We start from the raw sequence: 759 nt of genomic DNA, 5'->3' as shown, positions 1-759 counted from the left end.
CGAGAGGTGAATATTTTGAAGAAAACTGATCTTGATCTGGAAAGACTTAACTCGACGTCATGGAAGTGGTTAAACTTTGAGGAGGCCGAGCTGTCTGGTGGTGAGAACTCCAGGCAGCCGCAAGCCATGTACTTCTTCACAGACGAAAAGAACAGATCCTTCTGCCGAAGATACAACAGGGAAGTGAATTTCAAGAGGGATGTTGAGGATATTGGTCTTTGTGATAAATGTGGAATGAGATTTCGAACTTACAGGGCAGCTCAGATATGCGTATTTGCACCTGCTGAAGCTTACTATACAATTGACACACGTGATGAAGCGAAAGAAATCGAAGAGTTTCCAGATAAGGACTTTGCGGAAAAGGGAGTAAGCGACTTCGAGAGCAAGAGCTGGCAATAAAAAGCTTTCTAATAGGCATATTGTGGCTATCTTCATCCTCAAAGAGCTTAGAGAAGATCACAAATATATGTTAGCATTAGATCGAATCAATTGATTAAACCTTCTTGGTTAAATCCCGAATGTTTCTGGCAAAATAGAAATCATAGAATGGACAAATAAAAATACATAAGAGTCATTTTGGTTTTCCGTAATAATGAGTATCCATTATTTTACTTTTTCTTGGAGGTGGACAATGAAAAACTTGTCTAGATCGTTTTTGCTGTTTGTCGCATCTGTGATTGTTGTCTTTTCCCTTTCTTCGTGCATTGTAGTAGACAACCCGGTTTTAGTCAGGGTGCCCTTTGAAGAACTTAAGGGCGG

General features: G+C 40.1%; 1 protein-coding gene. It reads left to right on the top strand.

What is annotated here, in order from left to right:
• A partial coding sequence (locus BG32_RS11705; RefSeq protein WP_259459703.1) for a hypothetical protein occupies positions 1-399 on the top strand: 399 nt, incomplete at its 5' end.
• Positions 400-759 lie beyond the last annotated feature (360 nt).

Source organism: Mesotoga sp. HF07.pep.5.2.highcov, assembly GCF_003666285.1.
In the GTDB taxonomy this organism is placed as follows: Bacteria; Thermotogota; Thermotogae; order Petrotogales; family Kosmotogaceae; genus Mesotoga; species Mesotoga prima.
This window is presented reverse-complemented; position numbering and strand designations above follow the sequence as displayed.